This is a genomic window from Synechococcus sp. 60AY4M2 (genome assembly GCF_002760375.1).
Taxonomy (GTDB): domain Bacteria; phylum Cyanobacteriota; class Cyanobacteriia; order Thermostichales; family Thermostichaceae; genus Thermostichus.
Map to the genome: position 1 here is coordinate 1471396 of NZ_AUMZ01000001.1, position 16710 is coordinate 1488105.

A 16710-nucleotide genomic window follows, 5' to 3' on the forward strand; every position below is an offset into this window, starting at 1 on the left:
TCTTCACTGAGCATTCCTCCCCATTGAGTCCCTAGCTCAAGGACACATCCTGCCATGCGAACCCTTTTGAGTCTCCTTTTGGCCCTTTGCCTAGCGCTTGGTTTTACCCAGGCAGTGCAGGCAGAGCCTTTGATTGGCTTGAAGCCTTGTAGCGAAGTTCCTGCTTTCCAGGCTCTACGAGATCAGCGCCTGAGCAGCCTCGAAGAGAAAATCCGCAACGCTAGCCCTGAGTTGGCTCCCCTTTACCAGCAAAAGTTGGTCCAAACCGAAAAGCGTTTTGAGCGCTACAGCAAGCTGCTCTGTGGCGAAGAAGGCTTGCCTCACCTGGTTACCGATGGCCGCTGGAGCCATGCAGGTGAGTTTCTCATCCCTGGCTTACTTTTCCTCTACCTTGCCGGCTGGTTGGGCTGGGCAGGCCGCTCCTACCTAATTGCCGTTCGCGATAGCGAGGAGCCGGAGATGAAAGAAAGTATCATCGACGTTCCCTTGGCGCTGCGCTGTTTCCTCACGGCTTTGGCCTGGCCTGCCGCTGCTTTCAAGGAAATGGCCAGCGGTGCAATTCAAGCCCCAGAGGAGGCTGTTCCCGTCTCTCCTCGCTGAGGAAGGAACTGAGTCAACCCATTCCCTGTGAGAGGTCGATATGGCTGACTTCACCAAATTTCTCACCACCGCTCCAGTAGCCCTCATTTTGTTTTCCAGCTTCTTCCTTGCCCTGTTTATTGAGATCAATCGCTTCTTCCCTGACATTTTGACGTTCTAAATAAAGGGGTAGGGATCCCCACAGAGCCTTGGGGATCCCTGCTTCTCTTGGCCTGGACACAAGATTGCCTCATGCCTGAGTCCCCTGTCGACACTGCTCCCTCTGGTAAGGAACACATCACGGCCCCAGAAGGGGATCCGCAAATTGGCAACCTCCAGACACCCATTAACCACGCGCCTGCCGTTCGTCTCTTCCTAAGTTGGCTGCCGATCAACCGGCCGGGAGCCAGTCCTATCTGGCGGGGTCTGGAAATTGGTATGGCCCACGGCTATTGGCTGGTGGGGCCCTTTGCCAAACTCGGGCCTTTGCGCAACGAGCCTATTGGCCTGCTGAGTGGCTTCCTGGGAGCCTGTGGCCTGATCTTAATCATGACGGCAGCTCTCTCTCTCTACGGCACCGTCTCCCCGCAGCGCAACGACGGGCCGGTGCAGGGATCCCAATCTTGGAGCGAACTGGCCGCCGGCTTTTTGGTAGGGGGCATGGGCGGGGCAATCGTCGCCTACCTGCTTCTGCTCAATGGAGATCTGTTGTTTCCCAATTTTGGTTAAGCGGCTTCCCCTCTCCATCCATCCCCTTGTCTTGGACGGCCTTGCGAGTCTCTCCATCCTCTGCTGAGCGGCGGCTTGGCCAGATGGGCTCTGCTTTCCAGCTTTTCGCGTTGATGCCGGCCCGCTTGCCCACAGCTTCCCTGGATTTTGCTCTCCAGCTTCTTGACGGGGTTTCAGCTGGCTTTTCAAGGCTTGCAGCGTCTTTGTGATCCAATAACCTGAGCAGGCGAGGGAAAAGTTCAGGGCAGCAGTGAGACTGGCAGAAGGCAGGAAGCTTGCCCTAGCATAGACTGAGCCAGCCAGTGGAGTCTCGAATTTGCTATGAACCGACGGCAGCGGTTCTAGGCATTTTTCCAAATAGCCAAATAGTTTTTGTAAGCTGTCGTGAGCGATCTCCTGTCCGATCCCACTTCTGCAAGCTTCTCTTTGGCTGAGATCGGTCGCCTGTCGCCTGCAGCCCTGGCCTACCTGGGAGATGCCATTTACGAACTGCACGTGCGACGGCAGCAGTTGTTTCCTCCCACTCGGCCAGAGCTTTACCATCGGCAGGTGGTAAGGCGGGTACGCGGATCTGCTCAGGCCAGATTGTTGTTGGCGCTTTTGCCCTATCTCAGCCCTGAAGAGCGGGAGATCGTCCGCTGGGGCCGCAACGGCTGCGGTCGTCCACCCCGCCACTTGCCCTTGGCCGACTACCAGAATGCCAGTGGCCTGGAAACCATCTTGGGCTACCTTTACCTCACCGATCCCGAGCGGCTACGCCACATTCTCGCTCTCACCGATGTTTTGGCCAAGACGATAGGCGAGGGGGAAGGTTAAGATCGGCTTTTACTCTGCACCGTTCTCTGCCCATGCCCAAGCCTTCCCAATGCAAACCTCCCTTACGGCTGTCTCGCCGGAGCAAGCTGCAGCGGCAAGGGGCGGGGCAACCCTTCAACAAGCCCAAGCAGACCAAACGGCGCGAGGGGGGCTCCCCGCTCCATCTCCAGCCGGCGGCGCAAGAGCCGCCCGTAAAGCCGCTTCGTCGCAAGGCTGAGCAGGAGCGCCCCCAGCCAAATCCCAGCCCTCCCGTTGCCAGTCCAGAAGACGGGGAGCTGCAGGTTAACCGGGATCCCGAAGCCGAACCTGAACAAGAGATCATCTACGGTCGCCAAACCGTGTTGGCTGCGCTGAGAAGCCAGGCCACCCTTAACCGAGTGTGGGTGCTGCCGCGGTTGCGCTACAGCCCCCAATTTTGGTCTTTGTTGGAAGAAGCCAAAGCACGGGGTACCGTCATCGATGAGGTGTCTCTCCAGCGGCTAAACCTTCTCACCGCTGGAGCCAACCACCAGGGGATCGCCGCCCAGGCCACCCCTTACCGCTATGTGGATCTGGAAGAGCTGGTGGAACAGAGCCGCCAGTCCGGCCCCCATCCGGTGCTGGTGGTGCTGGACGGGATCCAGGATCCCCACAACCTGGGGGCTATTGCCCGCAGCGTGGAGGCGTTTGGCATGCAGGGGATGGTGATCCCACAGCGGCGGGCGGCAGGCGTCACTGCGACGGTGATGAAGGTGGCAGCGGGGGCCCTCTCTACTTTGCCGGTGGCGCGGGTGGTGAACTTAAATCGCGCCCTGGAATATCTTAAAGGGCAGGGGTTTTGGGTCTATGGCACCACCAGCCAGGGGGCTGCCCCTATCTACAGCGCCGACTTTCGCCGACCTATTGCCTTGGTGGTGGGATCCGAAGGGGAAGGCATCAGCTTGCTCACCCAGCGCCACTGCGACCAACTGCTGTCGATCCCCTTGGCGGGCCGCACGGAAAGTTTGAATGCTTCGGTGGCGGCGGGCATCGCCCTCTACGAGATCCACCGGCAGCGCTCCCCCCACCGAGGTCGAAACATTTCTCAACAAATCCTCAACGAAGGCAGTAGAATCTAGGTGATTGCAAAAGATCCTGAGTCATCCTTTGCGCTTAATAGGGGGGATGGATCCCGTGGGCAACCCTTTGGTCTGGCTGTTGGATAGGCTGCGGGGCCTAGCAGTCTGGGTTGAGATCACCACCGACGACTGCACCTATTACTACGGCCCCTTCGCCAGCGAGAAAGAAGCAGAGGCGCATAAAGGTCGCTACATCGCCGACCTGAAGGCGGAGGGGGCTGAGAAGATCGAGGTTCAGATAAAGAAAATGCGCCAGCCGCAGTCGCTGACGGTGGTCCGCACTCCTTCGCGGGTTCGTTCCTGATGACGGCTATGGTTTACCAGGTAACCGTTCATCACCGGGGCCAAACCTACCGGTTTACCGCGGCGGCAGATCAGACAGTTTTACAGGCGGCTCTCGAACACGGCCTAGAGCTGCCCTCTTCCTGCCAGGCGGGAGTCTGTACCACCTGTGCAGGGAGGCTGAAGTCGGGATCCGTGGCCCAGCCTGACGCCATGGGGATCGGGCCGGAACTCAAGGCTCAGGGCTTTGTGCTGCTGTGTGTAGCCTATCCTACTTCCGATCTAGAGGTGGAGACGGACCAAGAGGAGGAGGTCTATCGTCTCCAGTTTGGCTCCTAGCCCTGCTTGGATATCCACCCCCGTTGAGGGCAATTCTGTGCAGGTTACTCAAAGGAGTTCTAACGGCCTGTGAAGCTGCACTTTCTCCGCCTTTCCCTGCCCCTAAGCCTGCCGGTTTCTGCTGCTCGACTGGAGGGATCCCTTACCGAGCAGGTGGCCCAGGAGCTAGGACAGCCAGCTCAGCTTCTGCGCTGGAGCCTGACGGCGGTGGAGGGGGATAGGGCTTGGGTGGAGGTAGTAGCTACTACCGACGATGGCCATTCCGATTGAAGACAGCCCACCCCTCTCCTTAGGAAGAGGGGAGTTGGGGATAGCGCCCGCGCCGCCGGCGCGTTCGCAACTGCGTTGCCTATCGGGTCTGAAAGAGTTTTCCCAAGACCTCAGAGGCTAGCGGGAATCATTTCGTTGCTACGCTGAAGGACAGAAATGGCTAGCGGTACCCTCGGCAGTTTTTGTCCTTTGGCCAATGTCTGTCCCCACATCTGAACCAATGTCGGCTCCAATGTTGGCCGAGCAGCATCCCCCTGTTGCCCTCACCATTGCCGGATCCGATAGCGGCGGCGGAGCGGGCATTCAAGCGGATCTGCGCACCTTTGCCTTCCAGCGCGTCCACGGCACTTCCGCCCTCACCTGCGTAACTGCCCAAAACACCCTCGGGGTCAACCGCGTGGATGCGCTGCCGCCGGAGGCGGTGGCCGCCCAGATTGAGGCGGTGGTGCAGGATATCGGGGTGCAAGGGATCAAAACCGGCATGTTGCTCAATGTCGAGATCGTGCGGGAGGTGGCCCGCCAAGTGGAGCGGTGGGCCCTGCAGCCGCTGGTGGTGGATCCGGTGATGGTCTCCCGCACCGGGGCCAAGCTGCTGGCAGAAGACGCCATCCAGGCCATCCGCGAGCGGCTGATCCCGCTGGCCCAGGTCGTTACCCCCAACCGCTACGAGGCCCAGATTTTGGCAGGGATGGAGCTGCAGTCATTGGCGGATATGGAGGAGGCGGGCCGCCGCATCTACGCCCTGGGCTGTAAGGCGGTTTTGGTCAAGGGGGGAGGTATGCCAGGGGAACTGCAGGGGGTGGATGTGTGGTTTGACGGCGAGCGGCTGGAGATCCTCAAAAGCGAGCGCATCCCCACCCGCCACACCCACGGCACCGGCTGTACCCTCTCGGCAGCCATTGCGGCGCAACTGGCTTGGGGCAAGGATCCCTTGGCGGCGACGCTAGCAGCCAAGGCCTATGTTACCGAAGCCCTGCGGCATCCTCTGGCCATCGGCGCAGGACAAGGGCCGGTGGGGCACTTCTACCCGCTTCTCCAGTCTTAGCCCCCTTCTTCGCAGCCGGCAGCCGCTCAGGCTGCCGGGGGAGGTTGAACGGCCCCGCTGGCTAGAGCAGTTCCCGCACGTCCACCACTTTGCCGCTCACGGCCGCCGCCGCCACCATGGCCGGGCTCATGAGCAGGGTGCGCCCACTGGGGGATCCCTGGCGACCCTTAAAGTTGCGGTTGGAAGAAGAGGCGCTAATCTGCCGGCCTACGAGGCGGTCTGGGTTCATGGCCAAACACATGGAGCAGCCGGGATCCCGCCACTCAAACCCTGCCGCCTCAAAGATCTCGCGCAGGCCCTCGCGTTCCGCCTCCTGCTTGACCCGCTCCGAGCCGGGCACGACAAACGCCTTCACTCCAGGCGCTACTCGCCGTCCTTTGGCAATCTTGGCCGCCTCCCGCAAATCGCTCAAGCGGCCGTTGGTGCAACTGCCAATGAAGCAGACATCCACTGGCGTGCCCACGATGGGATCCCCCGGCCGCAAGCCCATGTAGGCATAGGCTTCCTTGGCCAGCTCCCGCTCGCTTTCCGGCAGCTCTTCCGGTGCCGGGATCCGCTCGTCCACCCCAATGCTCTGACCAGGGGTGATTCCCCAGGTTACGGTGGGGGCGATCTCTGCGGCCTGAAACACCACCACGTCGTCGTAGACGGCGTCGGGGCCGCTGGCCAGGCTTTGCCACCAGGCCACTGCCTCCTCCCAGTCGGATCCCTGAGGAGCAAACTCCCGTCCCTTTAGATACTCAAAGGTTACCGCGTCGGGATTGACGTAGCCGCAGCGGGCTCCCCCCTCGATGGACATGTTGCAGAGGGTCATGCGCTCCTCCATGCTCATGGCCTCGATGGTGCTGCCGCCGTATTCGTAGGCGTAGCCCACCCCGCCTTTGACCCCCAGCTTGCGGATGATGTGGAGGATCACATCCTTGGCGTAAACCCCCGGCCCCAACCTGCCGTGCACCTCGATGCGGCGCACTTTGAGCTTGGACAAGGCCAGAGTTTGGGTGGCCAGCACGTCCCGCACCTGGCTGGTGCCGATGCCGAAGGCAATGGCCCCAAAGGCCCCATGGGTAGACGTGTGGCTATCGCCGCAGGCAATGGTCATCCCCGGCTGCGTCAGCCCCTGCTCCGGCGCAATCACATGCACGATCCCCTGCTGGCCGGAGCCGCTGTTGTAGAAGCGGATGCCATATTGGCGACAGTTGCGCTCCAGCTCCTGGATCATCTCCTCTGCCAAGGGATCCGCAAAAGGTCGCGCCCGGTTGTCGGTGGGGATAATGTGATCTACCGTAGCCACCGTCCGCTCCGGAAAGAGAACCGGCAGATGGCGCTCCCGCAGCATGGCAAAAGCCTGGGGGCTGGTGACCTCGTGGATGAGGTGCAGGCCGATGAACAACTGCGTCTGCCCCGAGGGCAAAACCCGCACCGTATGGGCGTCCCAGACTTTGTCGAACAACGTCCTCTCGCTCATCTTCCTCTCCGGCCTGCGGCCAAGCCAGTTTTGAGCTGCTTTCCGTAGAGCTTCAATGTCCTACTTGTTACCAAAGCTTGTCAAGTCAGAGGTCGGGGCGGGCAAAGCACCTTTCCCAAGGCCGGGCTAGCCCAGTTGAGCTGACCGGCCCTAGGGGAGACGGAGGGCCTGGGGATCCGGCTCCAGCAGAATACCGGTGGGAGCAAACTGGGTTACCCAGAAATCCACCTCTGGAAAGTGGTGGCACAGACTGTCACGGGCTTGGGCGGCCCTCTCCAGGCTGGCCATGATCCCAAACACCGTCGGCCCTGAGCCCGACATCAGGGATCCCAGCGCTCCTGCCTCGAGCAAGGCCTGGCGCAATTTTCCCACGATAGCGTGCTCGGCCAAAACTGGTTGCTCCAGATCGTTGCGCAAACTGCGGGCCAAGCCCAGCAGATCCCGACGCTCCAGAGCAGCCAGCACCTGAGGCAAGGTGGGCCGGGAGGGCGCGCCAGAAGGCGAGGCAGCGGCGTGGCGAGCCCGAAAGGCCTGATAGGCCCAGGCGGTGGAAACCCCTAGATGCCGGGGCTTGGCCAACAGCAGCGGGATCCCTTCCCAGTCGGCCAGCGGCTGTAAAACTTCTCCCCGTCCCGTAGCCAACTGCGTCCCCCCCTGCACACAAAAGGGAATATCGGATCCCAAACGGGCCGCCAAGCTCTGCAGTTCTCCTACCGTCAGGCCCAGGCCCCAAAGCTGGTTCAGACCCACCAAAACTGCCGCCGCATCCGCTGAGCCGCCCGCCAAGCCCGCTGCTACTGGGATCTGTTTTTCCAGCTGGATCTCCACTCCCAGCTCAGCCCGACATTCCCTTTGCAGCAGCTCAGCCGCGCGGTAGGCCAGGTTGCGGGCATCTGCCGGCACTTCCGGGTGATCGCAAATCAAGAGGATCCCGTGGGGACGGCGCTGGAGATGCACGCGATCCGCCAAAGTGATGCTCTGTAGGATCATGGCCACCTCGGAATAGCCATCGGGGCGGGAGCCGAGGATTTCTAGGTAGAGATTGATCTTGGCGCGGGCAATCAGGGTACAGGCTTGCATGGGGAAAGGAGCGAGGTTGACAGCAACTCCCCTCAGCCTGTCCAAACCAAGGGGAAACCAGACCTTGCTGGGGAGGCCTTCCAGCCTGATTCTAAGGCAAGGGATCCCTGGGCGGAGGAAACAGCATGGGATTGGCTATGGCCATCGGGCCGGCCACCGTTTGCTGCAAAAGCGCCCGCAAAGCGGGATCCGCTGCCCAGCCCAAGGGCGAAGCTGGAGGCGAGCCCAGGGCACCCCGGAACGGAAGCTAGGTTTACTTCACCAAAACCCGAGACCGCTGCCGTCCTGGTTGCAGAAGGGATCCCAGAGCCGATCCAGAACTGATAGAGTTTTGGCACCCTCTGCCTCACCACTGCCCCATGAGCAAGCCCAAAGCCGGGATCCTCTACAACGACGCCAAGCCCGCCGCCAAGCGCAGCAGCGAAACCCTGTCCCGCTGGTTTCAGGAACAGGGTTGGGAAGTCTGTGTCGCACCCAACTGGGGCGGCATCCTTGGCTACGCCAAGCCCGACAGTCCCGTCTGCTTGACCAAGGTGGACAGCCTGGCCCCCGCCGGCTTTGACGAGAGCATGAAGTTTGCCGTGGTGCTGGGGGGAGACGGCACCGTTTTGGCAGCAGCCCGGCAACTGGCCCCCAAAGGGATCCCCTTGCTGGCCGTGAACACGGGCCACCTGGGCTTTCTGACAGAGACCTACCTAACCCACCTGGAGGAGGCGGCCAAGGCAGCCATTGCTGGCGAGTACATTCTCGATCGCCGCAGCATGTTGCTGGTGCAGGCCTACCGCGGCAACGAATTGCGCTGGGAGGTGCTCAGCCTCAACGAGATGGTGCTCCACCGCGAGCCCTTGACCAGCATGTGCCACTTTGAAGTAACCATTGGGGATCACTCACCGCTGGATGTGGCTGCCGACGGCATTATTTTAGCCACCCCCACCGGTTCCACCGCCTATGCCCTTTCTGCGGGAGGGCCGGTCATCACTCCCGGCCTGCCGGTGTTGCAGTTGATCCCTATCTGTCCCCACTCGATGGCCTCACGGGCTCTGGTCTTTCCCGATTCGGAAGAGGTATGGATCAGCCCCGCCAGCCCTCAGCCGCTGGTTTTGGTAGCGGACGGCAATGCCGGCTGCTACATCCTGCCAGAAGACCAAATTCGCGTTGTCCGCGCCCCCTACTGCACAGATTTGATTCGCCTACGCCGACCGGAGTTTTTCCGCGTCATGCGGGAGAAATTGGGCTGGGGCCTAACCTACGCCTCCAAGCCCACCTCGGTAGAGCTGCCTTAGTTAGAAAACTTAAATGAGGAGGGGCTGTCGACTTCGATGGGGCCCAGCCCTCTTTTTTGCACCAGGGTTTGCAGCTCGTGCACAAGGTGTTGATCTCGGGAGGCCGTTCGGGCCCCGGACTCGGCAGCCCACGCTTTCAAGTCTTGAATCTGGTCGCGGGCGATGGCGGCCAGGGGAACGGTTTGGCGAATGGCGCCGAGAATATCCTCCTGGGTAAACTCGCGGGGCGGATCCTGGTTGAAGGCCATGTGCATGGCATCGTAGATGGTCTGCTCAATTTCTGCGCCGCTGAAGTTTTCGCTGGCCATGGCCAGCTCAGGGTAGGCAAAATCCCGCACGCGGTTGGGCCGCAGCCGCTGGATGTGGACTTGGAAGATCTCCTCCCGCTCCCGTTGGTTGGGCAAATTGACGAAGAAAATTTCGTCAAACCGGCCTTTGCGCAGCAGCTCGGCCGGCAAGATGCGGACATTGTTGGCGGTGGCAACAATAAAAACGGGTTTGGTTTTTTCCTGCATCCAGGTGATCAGGCTGCCGAAGACCCGCTTGCTGGTGCCCGAATCCCCTGAAAACTCGCTGTTGACGCCGCCAAAGGCTTTATCCAACTCATCAATCCACAACACACAAGGGGCCATGGCTTCGGCAATTTGGATCATCTGGCGCACGCGGCTTTCGCTTTCGCCGACGATCCCGCCGAAGAGTCGCCCCACATCCAGCCTGAGCAAGGGCATGCGCCACTCGCGGGCTATGGTTTTGGCACATAGAGACTTGCCGGTGCCCTGGATCCCGGCCAGCAAAATGCCCTTAGGACTGGGCAAGCCATAGGCACGGGCCTGGGCACTAAAACTGTTGCGGCGCTGCCGAATCCAGGCTTTGAGGTTTTCCAGGCCGCCGACATTTTGCAAGGTCTCGGAGGGGTTGTAAAACTCCAGGATTTCCGTCTGGCGGATGTATTGTTTTTTCTCTTCCAGAACAAGGTCAATATCGCCCTCGCTGACCTTGCCCTTGGCGGCTAGGGCGCGGGCCAGGATCCGCTCAATGCGCTGCCGGGTCAGTCCTTGGCAGGCTCGAACCAGTTGTTCCCGCGCCGGGCCGCTTAGCTCCAGTTGACGGGCAGGGATCGCGCGGGTAATGATCCGCTCAATTTCGGCGATGCTGGGCAGGGGAAAATCATAGACCACAATTTCCTCGCGCAGCTCGGCAGGGACAACGGCTTCTTGGCCCAAGAGGATGATGGACTTGCGGCTGTGGCGGCTCTCTCTGGCCAGGGTTTTCAGGTAGCGGATGACGGGGTAATTGTCCGAGCGTTCCGGATTTCTCAGGGTGGGGTTTAGGTCTTTGAGAACACAAATAACCGCCTCGTCCTCTTTGATGGCGCCGATGCGGCCCAGAGCAGGCATCAATTGGCCTTTGTTTTGGCCGTTATCTGACCAGCCGGAGACGATATCCCAGATTAGGAGTTTGCGCTTGGGCTTGAGGGAATCGGCTAGAACTTGCAGGAGCTCCTCTGCCGGGGCTTCTTCGGGAGTAACCAGGTAGATCAAAGGGTAGCGGGCGCGAACCACTAAGTCCAGCAGTGTGAGGATGTCTTGGTGATTGCTGGCAAAGGCGAGATCTGAGGGACTCATGGATCCACTGAGAGCGGCTGTAGGTAGTGTAGCCAAGGGATCAGGCTAGGGATGGATGGCTCCGTCGGGGAGGATGGCCCCTTTCAAGTCGGCGAATTGATCCCAGCCGGGACTTAGTTTTGCGCCCCATAGGTTTGCCCCCTTTAGGTTCGTGCCACCCAGCTTTGCTCCCCTCAAGTTGGCTCCCCTCAGGTCAGCCCTGCTCAGGTCGGCCCTGCTCAGGTTGGCCCCGCTCAGGTTGGCCCCGCTCAGGTTGGCCTTGCTCAGGTCAGCCTCGCTCAGGTTGGCCTGGCTCAGGTTGGCCCAGCTCAGGTTGGCCCTGCTCAGGTCGGCTCTGCTTAGGTCGGTCTTGCTCAGGTTGGCCCCGCTCAGGTTGGCCCCGCTCAGGTCGGCTCTGCTTAGGTCGGTCTTGCTCAGGTTGGCCCCGCTCAGGTCAGCCCTGCTCAGGTCGGCCTCGCTCAGGTTGGCCCCACTCAGGTCGGCCCAGCTCAGGTCGGCCCCGCTCAGGTTGGCCCAGATCAGGTTGGCCTGGCTCAGGTTGGCCTGGCTCAGGTCGGCCCCGCTCAGGTTGGCCCAGATCAGGTTGGCCTGGCTCAGGTTGGCCTCAATCAGGTCGGCCCCCCTCAGGTTGGCCCAGCGGAAATCCCGCTCTCCCGCTTTATACCTTGCTCGGACATCTCCAACCTGTCGGAGGGGAAGTCGATGGGACTTTGCCACCTGCACCTGCTGCGGATCCTTCGATTCCAGCAGCGTCTCCCAAGCCGCAAACTGCACTTCCCAGTTGGGATCATTTCGCAGGGCTTGGATAACAAGCTCGGCCCCTCTGGATCCGTACCTCAGAGCACCCTTGATTGCTTGGATTCTCACCTTGGGATTCGGACTGCCCAGGGCTTGCTCAATGCCCACCAAGCCTCCCATGACCGGATCGGATCCGGCTGGTTGCTGTCCACCCAGAACAGGATCAAAGTTTTCCGCCATCCCTAACCTCAAGTTAACCTTCCAACCACCTGCTGCTGCATAAGGGTCTTTTGAGTTTGCAAATCTACTACCGTTACCCGCAAAGTTCGCCCGGCATCGACGGCAAAGGTGACCTGCAAACGATCCACTCCCACCCGCCCTAGCGGCTTGAGGGGAATGGAAAGCTGGTTGTGGATCCCAAGGGGACGAAAGCTAGAAGCTGCGGTGCTGTTGCGGATCTGCATCCGACCGTCGGGATCGTAAACAACCTCAGTTGCCCCTTCCTCGGCCATCTCACCAACCACCAGGTTGATGTGGCTTTGCCCATTGGCGTTGGCCTGCAAGGGAGGCAGTTCCACCGTGGCAGGATAAGCCGTGCCGCTCTTAAAGAGAGGGAAAAAGTCGGGCGCCTGCAAATAGGGATTCCAGAGCCGCAGGGCATAGGTATGGCGGAGATGATCTTGAAGGCGGGCAAACTGGGTGAAGGCCAGAGCGCCGTGGGCCACTGCCTCAAACGGCTTGTGGTACTTGACCTTGTCGCGGCCAAAGAGGCTAATGACCTGATGCTGCACTCCTGGGATGAGGCTGGTGCCACCCACCAACACCACCTGGTGGATATCTCGTTTAGAGATCCCTTTATTGTGGGCTTTCTCGATGACCTCATCGATGGCTTCTCTCAGCCGCGTCAGCAGGCCGCGCTCTTCCAACAGCTCCTGGAGTTGCTCGCGCTGAAGCGTTAAAGTGTGGGTCTCAAAGGAGTCTTCATCCAGCCAGGCCTCGCTGGCCTGAGAATGGCTGGAGAGGCGGATCTTGAGCCGCTCGGCAACCTCGCACAGAACCTGGAAGCTGCTGGCCGGGACCTGCTGTCGCTTGCGGCCCAACTGCTCCAGCACCCATTCGGCAATCCAGATATCGATATCGACGCCGCCACAGCCATAGGCCCGGTCAGTTTTGGCAATGACCTCAGCTCGGTAAGCAGTGCCCTGCTCTGGCTTCAAGATTTTGACCAAAGAGAGGTCGAGAGTTCCGCCCCCCAAATCGATCACCAAAATCAGGGATCCCGGCTCCTGGATCCCGTAGCCCAAAGCAGCCGCGGTGGACTCGTCGAGGAACACGACCTGTTGGATCCCTAGGGAGCCAAACACCTCTTGCAGGTTGTGCAAATAGCCCTCGTAGGCTCCCACCGGCACGGTCAAGATCACCTTATCGGGCTGCCAGCCCTCTGCCTGGAGTTTGGCAAGAAGCTGCTGCAGAAAGATCCGCGTGGCCTCTTGGGCTGTGTAGGCCTGTCCATCCACATAGGTTGGAGCCGGCTGGAATTGTTGAGAGAGATCCCGCTTAAAGCCTTTGAATAGGCGCTTGGGATCCCGTTTGGCCTGGGCAGGTGCCCCAATCAAAAATTGCTGATTTTGGCCGACAAAGAGAACCGAGGGAATTAGAGGGGGGCTGCCGTCGTAGCGGTGGGTGATCCCTGGCATATCGATTGCAAGGGGTTTTTGGTTTTGGTAGGCACAGACCACCGTATTGGAAGTGCCAAAATCAATAGCCAACGTCGTCATGCTGCCAAGGAAGGTAGAGTGCGACTGACTTTGGCTCGAACTAAAACTTGATCCCTAAGTCGATAGCCCACAAAGCGAACGTAGACCGGCTCTCCCGCCTGGATATCCTCTTCATCGGGCTGGTGGCTTTCTGGGTCATAGGCCACCTGTTGCCACACCTGGCCAATGGTTTCCAACTGCCAGTCTTCCAACAAGTTGCCCAGACAGGTCAGCAAAGCCAAGACTTGCTGCGCGGGGTAATCCGGTCGCCTCTGCACAACCTGCTGCAGGGTAGGATATTGCACCAAAAGAGGCTTGAGCTTTTCCACCAGTTCGGCGCGGATTTGATGGCGCAATTGCCCTTCCTGCTGTTCTAGCTGTTTGTGCAGCCGCTGCAATTCCTGAGCCGTTTCTACAGACTCCGATGCTAGCTCAATTCCGCTAAAATCCTGAATAAGGTTCGGCAAGGGTACTTGCAAAATGCTGGCCGCTCGATTGAGATCGGCTAACTTCAGCTTTTCGGCCTGTCCAGTTCTCAGGGCATTTAGGGCTCCTCGACTCAGTTTGGCCTTTTGTCGAAGCTCTCGCCAGGTTGAGATACCGGCAGCCTGCATGAGATTGCGCAGCAGGGCATCATGACTTTTCATTTCAGAGTTACGACTCCAAAATGGAATCCTAGCCAGAGTCTTTTGGATCCCTTTGGTTAAACCAGACAGGGGATCAAGAAAGGGGTTTGGGGCATTCATAGACGCTCCACCTGACGCTGGACATCTTCTTCTATGACTGGTACCTGGTCATATTCAGGCAACAGTTCCCTTTTTTGAACTGTGCCCAATGCCCTTTCTATTTCCTCAGTTAGTTCAAGGCAGCCCTTGCCTTTGACATTGAGCACGCGCTCAATCACGTTGCCATCTTTGTCGATGATGTATTCAACCTGTTGATATTCCGCCATAATGCCTCCTCAAGCCCAGCGCCCCAACACAATCCTGATCTGCCCTTTTTCATCCACAGATTCCGACTCTACCGTAAATCCCTTCTCCGCGGCCGTCGCAAGAAGCTGCTCGCGGGTATAGGCTTGGCGGATTGGCGCTAAGAAAGCCTCAGCGCTGACTCCCGTTCCCCAAAAGTCGGCAATCATCTCCAGGCTGTCCCCCCGTTGGCGAAAGCCAATGTCGTAGCCGTTGCTGCGCCTAACCACCAGATCTGCCTGGACACGGTTCCCTCCATACCCCCGGACATAAGTGTTTTCCAAGACCTCGTGACCTTGGGCAACCAAAGCGCCTTTCAGGATCTCTTTATTTTTGAACTGAACCTTGATGCTGGTGAAGTGCGACACTGTGGGGATTCTCCTCAGAAGAACATGCTTTATCCTAGAGCAGTCCTCTTGGCTTGAAAAGTTTTGCTAAGGCACAAAGCCGCGTGGCCCTAACCAAAGAAATTGAGGGAGCCAACCATTAGTTTCCCTTGGCTAGAGGATGCCGGTGGGGATCCGAGGTAGCAGGAGGAAGCAGGCGAGGGACATCGCGGTAACCAAACCAGACGCTCGCCAAACTTTTGAACCAAAGGGAGAGCCAGGTCAACTTCCACTGAAAATCAAGTCTTGCGCCCTGGAGATTTGCGCCTCCTACCTTGGCATGGTCTAGGTTGGATCCTTCCAGGCTGGTGTAGCTTAGGTCGGCCCAACTGAGATTGGATCCGCTGAGGTTGGCCCGGCTGAGGTCAGCCCCCCTCAGTCCGGTTCCAACTAGGCTGGCTCCCCTCAAGTTTGCACCGACCAGTTTCGCCCCGCTCAGGTTAGTCCAGTTCAGGTTGGCGCCGCTCAGGTCAGCTCCACTCAAGTTTCTCTTGGAGGCGTGACCGTTGACGATCTCCCACACCAGCCGCCACTTGGCCTCGATCTGGGTTTCAGGAGAAAGGATCACTCGTTGCAGATTGGCCAGCTCCAGATTTGCCCCTCTCAGGTCGGCGCCGCTTAGGTTGGCTCTGCCCAGATAAGCCCTACTGAGCTGGGTTCCACTGAGATCGGCTTGGGTTAGGTTGGCCCCACCCAGCTTGGCCCTCTTCAGATTGGCTCCACCTAGGTTGGCCTCGCTCAGATCTGCCCCAATCAAGTAAGCCCGGCTTAGGTTGGCTCCGCTGAGCCTTACCCCCCTGAGGTCTGCCTGGCTAAGGTTGGCCTTTCTCAAGTCCGCCTCTCTCAAGTCCGTCCGGCTCAGCTCCTGCGAATGGGCGCAAGCATGGAGAATAATTAACCCCCAGCGACTCTCCGGGCTGTCCTCTGCAGAAATCACCGCCCCTCTCAAGATAGGCAAGTTTAGGCTTGTCTTGCCCAGTTTGGCTTCGCCGAGGTCGGCCCCGATGAGGCTAGCCCCCCTTAGATCTGCGCCGTTCAGTTTAGCCCGCCTCAGCCTGGCTCCGATGAGCTTGGCCTGTGTCAACTTGGCCCCCACGAGTTTAGCCTTGGCTAGTTCGGTCTTGATCAAGCTGGCGCCACTGAGGTTGGCAGCGCTTAGGTCTGCGCCGCTGAGATCTGCTTGGTTTAGATTGGCCCCCCTCAGATCCGCCTGGCTCAGATTGGCTTTGCTCAACTCTGCCCACTTTAAGTCTGCGCCGCAGAGGTTAGCCCCTCTCAGGTCGGCTCCCACCAAGTTCACGCCGGTGAGGTTGAGCCCGCTCAGATTTGCCCAGCTCAAGTTCGCCCCGCTCAAGTCTGCCTGAGCTAGATTTTTCCCCTGGGCGTGGCCGTTGACAATTTCCCAGATCAGTTGCCACTTGCGGTCAATTTGCGTTTGAGGGGAAAGGATGGCTCCTCGCAGGCTGGCCAAATGTAGGCAAGCGGCGTCCAGGTCGGCCTGCCTGAGGTCGGCTCCCTCCAAGTTGGCCCACCTGAGGTCGGTTCCCCTCAGGTTAGCTTCTCTCAAGTTGGCGCCGGCAAGTCTTGCTCCCCTCAGGTCTGCTTGAGCCAAGTTGGCCCCACTCAGGTCAGCCCAATCCAGGTTCGCCCCGCTCAAGTCTGCCTGAGCTAGATTTTTCCCCTGGGCGTGGCCGTTGACAATTTCCCAGATCAGTTGCCACTTGCGGTCAATTTGCGTTTCGCGGGAAATGACGACCCACTTCAAGTTGGCGTCTGCTAGATTGGCTCCCCGCAGGTTGGCCCCAATGAGATTGGCCCCCATCAAGTTGGCTCCGCTTAAGTCGGCTCCCCTCAAGTCTGCACCACTTAGGTCTGCCTGACTGAGGTTGGCTCCAACCAGGCTGGCGTGGCTTAGATTGACCTGGCCCAGTCTCGCTCGACTCAAGCTGGCCCCGCTTAAGTCCACCCCCCTTAGGTTTAGCCCGCTGAGGTTGGCCCTCCTCAGATCTGCCCAGCGAAAGTCCCGCTCGCCGGCTCTATATCGTTCTCGGATGTCTCCAACCGGACGCAGGGGAACTTGATAGGTTTTTGCTACTTGCACCAGTTGAGGTATGCCAGAGCTTAGTAAGGTCTTCCAAACTGCAAACTGCACCTGCCAATCCAGATGCTGCTGCGTTGTCTGTAGAAGAATCTTTCTGCTTTTTTCACCAAAGCTTCCAACAGTCCCGTTTCCCCCATAAGGATGGCCACT

The 16710-nt window shown here is 59.5% G+C and carries 19 protein-coding genes; 10 read left to right on the forward strand and 9 right to left on the reverse strand.

Features of this window, described 5'->3' with window-relative positions; genetic code table 11:
* Positions 1-54 precede the first annotated feature (54 nt).
* The 9 genes from SYN60AY4M2_RS06400 (at position 55) to thiD (ending at position 5157) form a co-directional block, all read left to right on the forward strand.
* Positions 55-600, forward strand: coding sequence for a Photosystem I reaction center subunit III (locus tag SYN60AY4M2_RS06400; protein ID WP_099812539.1), 546 nt, complete (start codon positions 55-57; stop codon positions 598-600).
* Between the two features lie 40 nt (positions 601-640).
* Entirely contained in the window at positions 641-760 is a 120-nt protein-coding gene (locus SYN60AY4M2_RS06405) for a Photosystem I reaction center subunit IX (protein ID WP_099812540.1), read from the forward strand.
* A 71-nt stretch (positions 761-831) separates the two neighbouring features.
* On the forward strand, positions 832-1308 hold the full coding sequence (locus SYN60AY4M2_RS06410) for a photosystem I reaction center subunit XI (RefSeq protein ID WP_099812541.1): 477 nt from the start codon (positions 832-834) through the stop codon (positions 1306-1308).
* Between the two features lie 384 nt (positions 1309-1692).
* A complete protein-coding gene (locus SYN60AY4M2_RS06415) occupies positions 1693-2124 on the forward strand; it encodes a ribonuclease III domain-containing protein (protein ID WP_011429202.1) in 432 nt (143 codons plus the stop codon).
* A 32-nt stretch (positions 2125-2156) separates the two neighbouring features.
* A complete protein-coding gene (rlmB, locus tag SYN60AY4M2_RS06420) occupies positions 2157-3221 on the forward strand; it encodes a 23S rRNA (guanosine(2251)-2'-O)-methyltransferase RlmB (protein ID WP_011429201.1) in 1065 nt (354 codons plus the stop codon).
* 46 nt (positions 3222-3267) lie between these two features.
* A complete protein-coding gene (locus SYN60AY4M2_RS06425) occupies positions 3268-3525 on the forward strand; it encodes a DUF1816 domain-containing protein (RefSeq protein WP_011429200.1) in 258 nt (85 codons plus the stop codon).
* Positions 3525-3842 carry a 2Fe-2S iron-sulfur cluster-binding protein gene (locus SYN60AY4M2_RS06430; protein WP_168173317.1) on the forward strand — a complete coding sequence of 106 codons (318 nt, stop codon included), beginning with the start codon at positions 3525-3527 and terminating at the stop codon, positions 3840-3842. The genes SYN60AY4M2_RS06425 and SYN60AY4M2_RS06430 overlap by 1 nt, the downstream gene beginning before the upstream one ends.
* 69 nt (positions 3843-3911) lie before the next feature.
* A complete protein-coding gene (locus SYN60AY4M2_RS06435; protein ID WP_011429198.1) occupies positions 3912-4112 on the forward strand; it encodes a hypothetical protein in 201 nt (66 codons plus the stop codon).
* Between the two features lie 220 nt (positions 4113-4332).
* Positions 4333-5157, forward strand: coding sequence for a bifunctional hydroxymethylpyrimidine kinase/phosphomethylpyrimidine kinase (thiD, locus tag SYN60AY4M2_RS06440; protein ID WP_228375400.1), 825 nt, complete (start codon positions 4333-4335; stop codon positions 5155-5157).
* A gap of 61 nt (positions 5158-5218) precedes the next feature.
* On the opposite strand, the gene leuC is transcribed toward thiD, so the two are convergent.
* Positions 5219-6622 carry a 3-isopropylmalate dehydratase large subunit gene (gene leuC / locus SYN60AY4M2_RS06445; protein WP_099812543.1) on the reverse strand — a complete coding sequence of 468 codons (1404 nt, stop codon included), beginning with the start codon at positions 6620-6622 and terminating at the stop codon, positions 5219-5221.
* Positions 6623-6772: 150 nt separating this feature from the next.
* Complete coding sequence (ispE, locus tag SYN60AY4M2_RS06450; RefSeq protein WP_099812544.1) at positions 6773-7702, reverse strand: 4-(cytidine 5'-diphospho)-2-C-methyl-D-erythritol kinase; 930 nt, start codon at positions 7700-7702, stop codon at positions 6773-6775.
* Positions 7703-8061: 359 nt separating this feature from the next.
* Here ispE and SYN60AY4M2_RS06455 point away from each other — a divergent pair, with 359 nt between their 5' ends.
* Complete coding sequence (locus SYN60AY4M2_RS06455) at positions 8062-8985, forward strand: NAD(+) kinase (protein ID WP_011429193.1); 924 nt, start codon at positions 8062-8064, stop codon at positions 8983-8985.
* Here the strand turns inward: SYN60AY4M2_RS06455 and SYN60AY4M2_RS06460 are convergent.
* The 7 genes from SYN60AY4M2_RS06460 to SYN60AY4M2_RS06490 form a co-directional block, all read right to left on the reverse strand.
* The gene (locus SYN60AY4M2_RS06460) at positions 8982-10610 is read right to left on the reverse strand and encodes an AAA family ATPase (RefSeq protein ID WP_168173318.1); all 1629 of its coding nucleotides are present in this window, start codon (positions 10608-10610) and stop codon (positions 8982-8984) included. The two genes, SYN60AY4M2_RS06455 and SYN60AY4M2_RS06460, sit on opposite strands and share 4 nt — an antisense overlap.
* Before the next feature lie 45 nt (positions 10611-10655).
* Complete coding sequence (locus SYN60AY4M2_RS06465) at positions 10656-11588, reverse strand: pentapeptide repeat-containing protein (protein WP_143596992.1); 933 nt, start codon at positions 11586-11588, stop codon at positions 10656-10658.
* A gap of 8 nt (positions 11589-11596) precedes the next feature.
* A complete protein-coding gene (locus SYN60AY4M2_RS06470) occupies positions 11597-13126 on the reverse strand; it encodes an Hsp70 family protein (RefSeq protein WP_099812545.1) in 1530 nt (509 codons plus the stop codon).
* Positions 13123-13752 (reverse strand): helix-turn-helix transcriptional regulator, encoded by a 630-nt coding sequence (locus SYN60AY4M2_RS06475; RefSeq protein WP_168173627.1) that lies wholly within the window; start codon positions 13750-13752, stop codon positions 13123-13125. Before SYN60AY4M2_RS06475 ends, SYN60AY4M2_RS06470 begins: the two co-directional genes overlap by 4 nt.
* A 95-nt stretch (positions 13753-13847) precedes the next feature.
* The gene (locus SYN60AY4M2_RS06480; protein WP_099812547.1) at positions 13848-14057 is read right to left on the reverse strand and encodes a DUF2997 domain-containing protein; all 210 of its coding nucleotides are present in this window, start codon (positions 14055-14057) and stop codon (positions 13848-13850) included.
* Positions 14058-14066: 9 nt separating this feature from the next.
* Positions 14067-14441, reverse strand: coding sequence for a DUF1257 domain-containing protein (locus tag SYN60AY4M2_RS06485; protein ID WP_099812548.1), 375 nt, complete (start codon positions 14439-14441; stop codon positions 14067-14069).
* 118 nt (positions 14442-14559) lie between these two features.
* A complete protein-coding gene (locus SYN60AY4M2_RS06490; RefSeq protein ID WP_143597302.1) occupies positions 14560-16560 on the reverse strand; it encodes a pentapeptide repeat-containing protein in 2001 nt (666 codons plus the stop codon).
* Between the last annotated feature and the right edge of the window lie 150 nt (positions 16561-16710).

What these genes read in the sequence shown, in the direction of transcription:
- SYN60AY4M2_RS06425 (WP_011429200.1), top strand. Translation starts at nt 3,268, where the DNA reads ATGGATCCCGTGGGCAACCCTTTGGTCTGGCTGTTGGATAGGCTGCGG.
- SYN60AY4M2_RS06460 (WP_168173318.1), bottom strand. Translation starts at nt 10,610, where the DNA reads ATGAGTCCCTCAGATCTCGCCTTTGCCAGCAATCACCAAGACATCCTC.
- SYN60AY4M2_RS06410 (WP_099812541.1), top strand. Translation starts at nt 832, where the DNA reads ATGCCTGAGTCCCCTGTCGACACTGCTCCCTCTGGTAAGGAACACATC.
- SYN60AY4M2_RS06470 (WP_099812545.1), bottom strand. Translation starts at nt 13,126, where the DNA reads ATGACGACGTTGGCTATTGATTTTGGCACTTCCAATACGGTGGTCTGT.
- leuC (WP_099812543.1), bottom strand. Translation starts at nt 6,622, where the DNA reads ATGAGCGAGAGGACGTTGTTCGACAAAGTCTGGGACGCCCATACGGTG.
- SYN60AY4M2_RS06455 (WP_011429193.1), top strand. Translation starts at nt 8,062, where the DNA reads ATGAGCAAGCCCAAAGCCGGGATCCTCTACAACGACGCCAAGCCCGCC.
- SYN60AY4M2_RS06465 (WP_143596992.1), bottom strand. Translation starts at nt 11,588, where the DNA reads ATGGCGGAAAACTTTGATCCTGTTCTGGGTGGACAGCAACCAGCCGGA.
- thiD (WP_228375400.1), top strand. Translation starts at nt 4,333, where the DNA reads ATGTCGGCTCCAATGTTGGCCGAGCAGCATCCCCCTGTTGCCCTCACC.
- ispE (WP_099812544.1), bottom strand. Translation starts at nt 7,702, where the DNA reads ATGCAAGCCTGTACCCTGATTGCCCGCGCCAAGATCAATCTCTACCTA.
- SYN60AY4M2_RS06405 (WP_099812540.1), top strand. Translation starts at nt 641, where the DNA reads ATGGCTGACTTCACCAAATTTCTCACCACCGCTCCAGTAGCCCTCATT.
- SYN60AY4M2_RS06480 (WP_099812547.1), bottom strand. Translation starts at nt 14,057, where the DNA reads ATGGCGGAATATCAACAGGTTGAATACATCATCGACAAAGATGGCAAC.
- rlmB (WP_011429201.1), top strand. Translation starts at nt 2,157, where the DNA reads ATGCCCAAGCCTTCCCAATGCAAACCTCCCTTACGGCTGTCTCGCCGG.
- SYN60AY4M2_RS06475 (WP_168173627.1), bottom strand. Translation starts at nt 13,752, where the DNA reads ATGAAAAGTCATGATGCCCTGCTGCGCAATCTCATGCAGGCTGCCGGT.
- SYN60AY4M2_RS06430 (WP_168173317.1), top strand. Translation starts at nt 3,525, where the DNA reads ATGACGGCTATGGTTTACCAGGTAACCGTTCATCACCGGGGCCAAACC.
- SYN60AY4M2_RS06400 (WP_099812539.1), top strand. Translation starts at nt 55, where the DNA reads ATGCGAACCCTTTTGAGTCTCCTTTTGGCCCTTTGCCTAGCGCTTGGT.